Annotated in this window: 8 protein-coding genes; all 8 read left to right on the forward strand. The window is 69.1% G+C overall.

What is annotated here, in order from left to right; genetic code table 11:
- Positions 1-57: 57 nt before the first annotated feature.
- The 8 genes from IBX53_RS05785 (at position 58) to IBX53_RS05820 (ending at position 7536) form a co-directional block, all read left to right on the forward strand.
- The gene (locus tag IBX53_RS05785) at positions 58-603 is read left to right on the forward strand and encodes a TRAP transporter small permease (RefSeq protein WP_290906725.1); all 546 of its coding nucleotides are present in this window, start codon (positions 58-60) and stop codon (positions 601-603) included.
- Positions 600-1877, forward strand: a complete 1278-nt coding sequence (locus IBX53_RS05790; RefSeq protein WP_290906727.1) for a TRAP transporter large permease — start codon at positions 600-602, stop codon at positions 1875-1877. Before IBX53_RS05785 ends, IBX53_RS05790 begins: the two co-directional genes overlap by 4 nt.
- Before the next feature lie 16 nt (positions 1878-1893).
- Positions 1894-2928: a histone deacetylase family protein gene (locus IBX53_RS05795; protein ID WP_290906730.1), complete on the forward strand. Its 1035-nt coding sequence runs from the start codon at positions 1894-1896 to the stop codon at positions 2926-2928.
- Positions 2929-2980: 52 nt separating this feature from the next.
- Positions 2981-3337, forward strand: a complete 357-nt coding sequence (locus IBX53_RS05800) for a RidA family protein (RefSeq protein ID WP_290906732.1) — start codon at positions 2981-2983, stop codon at positions 3335-3337.
- 1 nt (position 3338) lies between these two features.
- A complete protein-coding gene (locus IBX53_RS05805) occupies positions 3339-4280 on the forward strand; it encodes an ornithine cyclodeaminase family protein (RefSeq protein ID WP_290906735.1) in 942 nt (313 codons plus the stop codon).
- Complete coding sequence (locus tag IBX53_RS05810) at positions 4277-5491, forward strand: class II histone deacetylase (RefSeq protein WP_290906738.1); 1215 nt, start codon at positions 4277-4279, stop codon at positions 5489-5491. The genes IBX53_RS05805 and IBX53_RS05810 overlap by 4 nt, the downstream gene beginning before the upstream one ends.
- Positions 5488-6462: a branched-chain amino acid transaminase gene (locus IBX53_RS05815; RefSeq protein ID WP_290906740.1), complete on the forward strand. Its 975-nt coding sequence runs from the start codon at positions 5488-5490 to the stop codon at positions 6460-6462. The genes IBX53_RS05810 and IBX53_RS05815 overlap by 4 nt, the downstream gene beginning before the upstream one ends.
- A 66-nt stretch (positions 6463-6528) precedes the next feature.
- Positions 6529-7536 carry a DUF4105 domain-containing protein gene (locus IBX53_RS05820; protein WP_290906742.1) on the forward strand — a complete coding sequence of 336 codons (1008 nt, stop codon included), beginning with the start codon at positions 6529-6531 and terminating at the stop codon, positions 7534-7536.
- Positions 7537-7712 lie beyond the last annotated feature (176 nt).

Genomic DNA, 7712 nt, shown 5'->3' on the forward strand with positions numbered 1-7712 from the left:
CTTTCATCGTCCTGCGCCCGGCCGGATTCCGGCCGGGCGCTTGCCTGAGGTGACGCCATGACCTTCCTGCAGCCCCTGCGCCGCCTGAGCGACATCGTCAATCAGGTCGCGATTCTTGTCTGCGTGGCCTGCGTGCTGACCATGCTGGGGATCTCCTTCACGGCTTTCGTCTACAAGCTGGCCACCGGCAGCACCCTGAGCTGGACCTACTCCCTGGCGCGGCTCTTCCTGCCCTGGATCGGCTTCCTGTCGATGACCATCTCGCTGCGCTACGGCGAACACGTGGCCATGACGTTGCTGGTGCGCAGCCTGCCCCGCGTGCTGACCGTGGTGGCCGCCACCCTCTGCATGTTGGTCATCGGCCTGTTCGGCGCGCTGCTGCTCTGGTACGGCTGGGATTACTTCCAGGGGACCCGCCAGGTCTACATGGTCTCCGACCAGATCAGGATTCACGGCAAGTTCACCGCCATCGTCGTGCCGATCAGTGGCGCCATCATCCTGCTCCATCTGGTACAGGGCTTCGATCTGCTCGAGCATTTCATCGACGAGCGGGAGATGATCGACGAGCTCATCGAATCCACCGACGGAGAGAACCGCCCATGACGCCTGCGATCCTCGCCTTTATTGTCCTGCTGCTGATCGGCGCTCCCGTCGCGGTTGTCATGGCCCTCTCCGGCCTGGCTGGCGGCTATGCCATCGGCGGTGAGCGCATGCTCGGCATCATCGCCGATCGCATGTTCTCCGGCGTCTCAGGCTTCCTGCTGATCGCCGTACCCTACTTCATCTTCACCGCCGAGCTGATGAACCAGGGCGGACTGACCCAGAAGCTGATCGCCTTCAACAATGCCCTGTTCGGGCGGATGCGCGGCGCGCTCTCTCACGTCAACATCTCGGTGTCCGTGTTCTTCGCCGGCCTGACCGGAGCGGCGATCACCGATACCGTGGCGATCGGCAAGATCATGATTCCCGAGATGAAGAAGCAGGGCTACGACGCCGAGTACGCCGCGGCGATCACTGCCTGCTCATCGATCATCGGCCCGATCATTCCCCCCAGCGTGGTGATGGTGGTCTACGCGACCCTGCTGCGCGACATCTCGGTGATCGACCTGTTCGCCGGGGGGATCATCCCCGGCCTGCTGATGGCCCTGGCGCTGCTCGCGGTGAGCTTCTTCCTGGCCTGGAAACGGGGCTACCCCAAGCAGGCGCCCACTCCGTTCAAGGTGGCAGTCCTGGCCTTCCTGTTGGCGTTGCCGGCGATGTTCGTGCCACTGATCATCCTCGGCGGTATCCTCTCGGGGCTGACGACCATCACCGAAGCGTCGGGATTCGCCGCTGTCTATGCCATTGTCATCGGGGTCGTCTTCTACCGCACCCTCACCTGGCGCAAGATCTGGAATGCCCTGGTGATCACGGTGCGCTTCTCCGGGGTGGTGTTCTTCCTGCTGGCTACCTCGGCGGTGCTGGGCTGGTTCGTGACCCGTTCCGGCATCGCCCGCGACGCCGCCGGCCTGATCACCACCTTCAGCGACTCGACCTTCCTGCAACTGTTGCTGGTCTGCGTGCTGCTGATCCTGATCGGCACGGTGATGGACGTGCTGCCGGCGCTGGTGGTGGTGGCCCCGGTGCTGGTGCCGGCGATGATCCAGCTGGGCGTGGACCCGCTGCACTTCGCCATCCTGATGATCGTGGTGCTCAACATCTCCAACGTCACACCACCGGTGGGCATGACCTTGATGACGGCGGCACGCATCGCCAACGTGCCCTTCGAACGAGCGATCATTGCCTCGATGCCGTTCTATGTCGCCTTCATCGTGGTCATCCTGCTGCTGGTCACCTTCCCGTCGCTCTCCACCTGGATTCCCTCGCTGCTGAAATGACGCCAAGGACATGCCGATGAAGCTCTTCTATCACCCCGACCAGGAGCGCCATGCCCCGGCTACCTTCCTGCTGCGAGGGCGGCTGGTGGACTCCCCCGAGGGGCCGGTGCGGGCCGAACTGCTCTCCCGGGGGCTTGCCGACATCGGGCTGTCGCTGACAGCCCCCACCGAGCCCGACAGCTCGCGGCTGCGCGAGCGCCTGTCGCGTATCCACTCTTCCCGCTATCTGGCCTTCCTCGAGACCATCCATGGACGCTGGCGGGCGCTGCCCGATGCCGCCGAGGTGGTGGCGCCCAACGTGCACCCCTGCGGCGGTGGCCACCACTATCCGCGCCATCCCGTGGGGCAGGTGGGCTGGCACATGCACGACATGGCCTGTCCGATGACCGCCGACAGCTTCGCCGGCATCCTGGCCAGCGCCGCCACCGCGGAGGCGGCGGCCGAGGCGTTGCTGGCGGGCGAGCGCCAGGCCTATGCGCTATGCCGCCCGCCGGGCCACCATGCCGGGCCGGAGCGGGCGGGGGGCTTCTGCTTCCTCAACAACTCGGGTCTGGCCGCCACGGTGCTGCGCGAACAGCATGCCCGGGTGGCGATCCTCGACGTGGACCTTCACCACGGCAACGGCACCCAGGACCTCTTCTATTCCCGCGGTGACGTCTGGACCGGGTCGCTGCACGTCGACCCGACGGATTTCTACCCCTTCTTCTGGGGCGGCGCCGACGAGCAGGGCGAGGGCGAGGGGCGGGGAGCGAACGTCAACCTGCCGCTGCCGCTGGGCAGCGACGGGGCGGCCTTCCTCGAGACCCTGGATCGCCTGATCGGGCGGCTCGAGGCCTTCCGCCCCGATGCCCTGGTGGTGGCCCTGGGTCTGGATGCCCACCGCGACGACCCGCTGGCCGGCATGGCCCTGGAGACCGGCGACTTTACCGAGATCGGGCGGCGACTGGCCGCCATCGACCTGCCCACGGTGCTTGTCCAGGAGGGGGGCTACCCCACCGAGCACCTGAGCCATAACCTGGCCGCCTTCATGGGCGGCTACACCGCTGCCTGAGGGCAGTCCTTCATCGGTGCCGTTCCGGCACCTCGCAAGCGAGAGACATGCCATGACCCTTACTCATCACGACAGCAATGCCCGCATGAGCCAGATCACCGTCCACAACGGCACCGTCTACCTGGCGGGCCAGGTGCCCGGGGACGCCAGCGCCGACATGCGCGGCCAGACCGAGCAGGTGCTGGCGCGCATCGACGACCTGCTGGCCAAGGCGGGCACCTCCAAGGAGCACCTGATCGCCGCCCAGATCTGGGTCACCAGCATGGCCGAGTTCGACCAGATGAACGCCGCCTGGGATGCCTGGGTGGTGTCGGGCCGTCCGCCGGTGCGCGCCGCCATCGAGGCGAAGCTGGCCAAGCCCGAGTGGAAGGTGGAGATCATGGTCACCGCGGCGCTTCCGGAGGCCTGACATGCGCATCATCACGGCCGAGCAAGTCGCGGCCTCACTGCCCTGGCTGGCCCTGGTCGAGCGCCTCGGGGTCACCTTCCGCGAGGGGGTCGAGTCGCCGCCACGCCACCACCACGCCATGCACCGACCCGACGGCGAGGCGACCATGCTGCTGATGCCGGCCTGGGAGCGCGAGGGCTACATCGGGGTGAAGATGGTCAACGTCTTCCCCCAGAATGCCGAGCATGGCCTGCCCGCCATTGCCGGCGTCTACCTGCTGAGCGAGGGCGCCCACGGGCGCCCCCTGGCTTGCATCGACGGCAGCGAGCTGACCCGGCGACGCACCGCGGCGGCCTCGGCCCTGGCGGCCCGGGAGCTGGCACGGGAGGATGCCGCGAGCCTGCTGGTGGTGGGCACCGGCAAGCTGGCGCCCATGGTGATCGAGGCCCATGCGGCGGTGCGGCCCATCCGCCGCGTGCGCATCTGGGGGCGCAACCCGGAGAAGGCCCGGCGGCTCGCCGCCGACTATGCCGACCGCTTCGACGCCGCGGCCGTCACCGACCTGGAGGCCGCCAGCCGCGAGGCGGACCTGATCAGCTGCGTGACGCTCTCCACCGAGCCGCTGATCCGCGGGGCCTGGCTCGCCCCCGGAACCCACCTCGACTTGATCGGGGCCTTTCGGCCCTCCATGCGGGAGACCGATGGCGAGTGCCTCGCCCGCAGTGAGGTCTACGTGGACACCCATGCCGGGGCGAGAGGCGAGGCGGGGGACCTGCTGCAGGCCGTCGAGGAGGGTGCGTTCGCCTTCGACGAGGTCCGCGGCGAGCTGGCCGAGCTGCTCAGGGGCGAGGTGCCCGGACGCTCCTCGGACCAGGCGATTACCCTGTTCAAGTCGGTGGGGGCGTCGCTGGAGGACCTGGCGGCCGCCATCGAGGTGTGGGAGCAGCAGGAGTCCCATGGATGAGCGGGGCAGGGCATAAGGGACCGACGGCCGGCGCTTTGGCGGCCGGCGACCCGGCGGCCGGCGACCCGGCGGTCGGGTTCTACTGGCACGAGCGTTGCTTCTGGCACGACCCCGGCGCCATCGGCGTGTTCTCGGCGCCCGGCGAGTTCCTGCAGCCGCAGCCGGCCTCGGAGAGCCCCGAGAGCAAGCGACGGCTGAAGAACCTGCTGGAGGTCTCGGGGCTGATCGACGCGCTGGCGGTGCGCAAGCCGCCGCCGGCCAGCCGCGAGGACCTCGAGCGGTTCCACACCGCCCGCTACCTGGCCGCCCTGGAAGCGGGCGATCGCGCCCGCGGCGGTGATGGCGGCGACTGTGCCCCCTACTCGCCGGGCAGCCTGGCGGCCGCGTGCCAGTCTGCCGGGCTGGCCAGCGCCGCGGTGGAGGCGGTGGCCAGCGGCGAGCTCTCCTGCGCCTATGCGCTGTGTCGTCCGCCGGGCCACCATGCCGAGGCCGACCGGGGCCGCGGCTTCTGCCTGCTGGGCAACATTCCGGTGGCGGTGCTGCGCGCCCGGGCGCTCGGGCTGGTGGGGCGCGTGGCGATCCTTGACTGGGACGTGCACCATGGTAACGGCCAGCAGGCGGCCTTCTACGCCGACCCGGACGTCTTGACCGTCTCGCTCCACCAGGCGGGTAGCTACCCGCTGGACACCGGCACCTTCGAGGAGCAGGGGGAGGGGCCGGGCCTGGGGGCCAACCTCAACCTGCCGCTGCCGCCGGGCTGCGGGATCGGCGCCTACGACCATGCCATGACCGAGCTGGTGCTGCCGGCCATCGAGGCCTTTGACCCCGAGCTGATCGTGGTGGCCTGCGGCTATGACGCCTGCGCCAAGGACCCGCTGGGCAAGATGCTGCTCAACAGCGAAGCCTTTGCCCGCATGACGGCACAGCTCATGGCCCTGGCCCAGCGCGCCTGCGGTGGGCGGCTGGTGATGGTCCACGAGGGCGGCTACTCGGAGGGCTACGTGCCGCTGTGCGGCCATGCGGTCATCCAGGCCCTCGCCGGCAGCGAGATCGGCGTGCCGGATCCCCAGAACGACGAGATCGCTGCCTGGGCCTACCAGGCCCTGCAGCCGCACCAGCGTGAGCTGATCGACGGCTGGCGCGCGGCCTGGGCCGCTGCCGGCCGGCTCTCGCCGGCAACGAACCCACCGACAAGGAACCTGCTCGCATGACACCACTCGATGATCGCGACGGCTGGATCTGGATGGATGGCGAGTGGCTGCCGTGGCGCGAGGCCCGGGTCCATGTGCTCACCCACACTCTGCACTATGGCATGGGCTGCTTCGAGGGGGTGCGCGCCTATGCGGGACCCCACGGCAGCCACCTCTTCCGGGTGGCCGAGCACACCCGGCGGCTGGCCGACAGCGCCTGGGCCCTGGACATGCCGCTGCCCTTCGACGAGGCGTCGCTGATCGCGGCCCAGCGGGAGTGTCTGGCCCGCAACGCCCTGACCAACGCCTACCTGAAGCCCACGGTGTTCTTCGGCTCGGAGGGGCTGGGACTGCGGGCCAGGGGGCTCTCGGTGCACGTGATGATCGCCGCCTGGGATCTCGGCGACTACATCTCCGCCGAGGCGGCGTCCATTGGCCTGCGCGCGCTGACGGCCTCCTGGGCGCGCCACCATGTGAACATCAGCCTGTGCCGGGCCAAGACCAATGGCCACTACGTCAACTCCATGCTGGCGCTGAACACGGCGGTCAAGGCGGGCTTCGACGAGACGATCATGCTCGACCCGGAGGGCTACGTGGCCGAGGCCTCGGCGGCCAATGTCTTCCTGCTGCGCGACGGCGTGCTGCATACCCCCGAGGTGACCTCCTGCCTGCAGGGCATCACCCGCGACAGCGTTATCCGACTGGCTCGCGAGGTGCTCGGCCTCGAGGTGCGCGAACGACGCATCACCCGCGACGAGCTCTACACCGCCGACGAGGCCTTCGTGACCGGTACTGCGGCCGAGATCCTGCCGCTGCGGGAACTGGACGGTCGGCATATCGGCGGGCGTGCCGGGGCACCGGCGGTGGGTGCGCCCATCGCCGCGGACTCCCTCACCGCCCGGCTGCAGCGGCTCTATCGCCGGGTGGCCCGCGGCGAGCTCGACGGCGAGCTCGAGGCGTTCCGCGGCTGGTTGACGCCCACGGGAGGCTGAGCCTGCGTTGAAGGCCTGTCTCACCGGCCGTGCTAGCCTGCGGCGATTCGGCCGGGAAGGGACGCCATGATCGATTCGCTGCTGGCGGGCGCGCTGCTGGCGCCTGTCCTGCTCGCCACGCTATGGGGTGGGCTGGCCCTGGGCCACCGCCTGCCCCTTCCCTGGGGCCTGCGCTCGCTGGCCGTGCTGGGCTGGTTGGCGTCGGGCGGGCTCTGGGGCCTGCTGCTCTGGCAGGGGGCGCGGCTGTCGCCCCTGGCCGGCATGGCGATACAGATGGCCGCGCTGCTGGCCTGGTGGCGTCAGCTGCAACCCGCCATGGACCTCGACTGGGCCGATGACGTGGCACACCTGGCCACCGGGGAGGTGGAGGGCCACCGTCTGACGCTGCACCATGTCCGCGACTTCGACTGGCAGACCCCGGAACGGGCGCGGATCGCCTGGGAGCGACGCCAGTACGACCTGCGCGCCCTGGACAGCGTGGATCTGTTCGTCTCGGGCTGGGGGCGACCCGGCATCGCCCACGTGCTGGTCTCCTTCGGCTTCCTCGATCCCGAGACCGGACGGCATGACTTCGTGGCCTTCTCGGTGGAGGTCCGGCGCGAGCGCCATGAGGTGTTCTCGGAGATCGGCGGCTTCTTCAAGCAGTACGAACTGGCGATCATCGCCGCCGACGAGCGTGACGCCGTGCGCCTGCGCAGCAACGTGCGGGACGAGAGGGTGACTCTCTACCGGGTGCTGCTCAATGCGGCGGACCGGCGCGACCTGCTGCTGGCGCTGGTGGAGGAGGCCAATTGCCTCGAGGCGACGCCGCGCTTCTATCACACCATCACTGCCAACTGCACCACCCTGGTGTTCGGCATGATGCGCCGGATCATCGAGAGACTGCCGATGGACCATCGCCTGCTGCTCACCGGACTGTTGCCAAGCTACGTGCATGACCACGGTGGCCTGGTAGAAGGTGTCTCACTGGGCGAGCTGAAGCGACTCGGCGATATCACCGAGCGGGCCCGCCAGGCACACGATGCCGCTGATTTCTCGCGGTGCATCCGCAAGGATGTGCCGGGCTGGGAGTGACGTCGCAACCCACAAGAACGCCACGGCATCTGCCGTGGCGTTCTTCCATGCCTCCCTGGGCACACTTCCGGTGCCTGATCGGCCGAAGGCCGACCCTCCTGCGGCGCCTCCTGCACCGGCGCGTCCCTGGCGGGGTTGGGCAGTGTCCCTTGCCGTGACCATGATGCCATGGTCCC

The sequence above is a fragment of the Halomonas sp. genome, from assembly GCF_014859505.1.
Classification (GTDB): domain Bacteria; phylum Pseudomonadota; class Gammaproteobacteria; order Pseudomonadales; family Halomonadaceae; genus Halomonas.

Coding starts and splice junctions, on each gene's coding strand:
- IBX53_RS05785 (WP_290906725.1), top strand. CDS start 58: ATGACCTTCCTGCAGCCCCTGCGCCGCCTGAGCGACATCGTCAATCAG.
- IBX53_RS05790 (WP_290906727.1), top strand. CDS start 600: ATGACGCCTGCGATCCTCGCCTTTATTGTCCTGCTGCTGATCGGCGCT.
- IBX53_RS05795 (WP_290906730.1), top strand. CDS start 1,894: ATGAAGCTCTTCTATCACCCCGACCAGGAGCGCCATGCCCCGGCTACC.
- IBX53_RS05800 (WP_290906732.1), top strand. CDS start 2,981: ATGACCCTTACTCATCACGACAGCAATGCCCGCATGAGCCAGATCACC.
- IBX53_RS05805 (WP_290906735.1), top strand. CDS start 3,339: ATGCGCATCATCACGGCCGAGCAAGTCGCGGCCTCACTGCCCTGGCTG.
- IBX53_RS05810 (WP_290906738.1), top strand. CDS start 4,277: ATGAGCGGGGCAGGGCATAAGGGACCGACGGCCGGCGCTTTGGCGGCC.
- IBX53_RS05815 (WP_290906740.1), top strand. CDS start 5,488: ATGACACCACTCGATGATCGCGACGGCTGGATCTGGATGGATGGCGAG.
- IBX53_RS05820 (WP_290906742.1), top strand. CDS start 6,529: ATGATCGATTCGCTGCTGGCGGGCGCGCTGCTGGCGCCTGTCCTGCTC.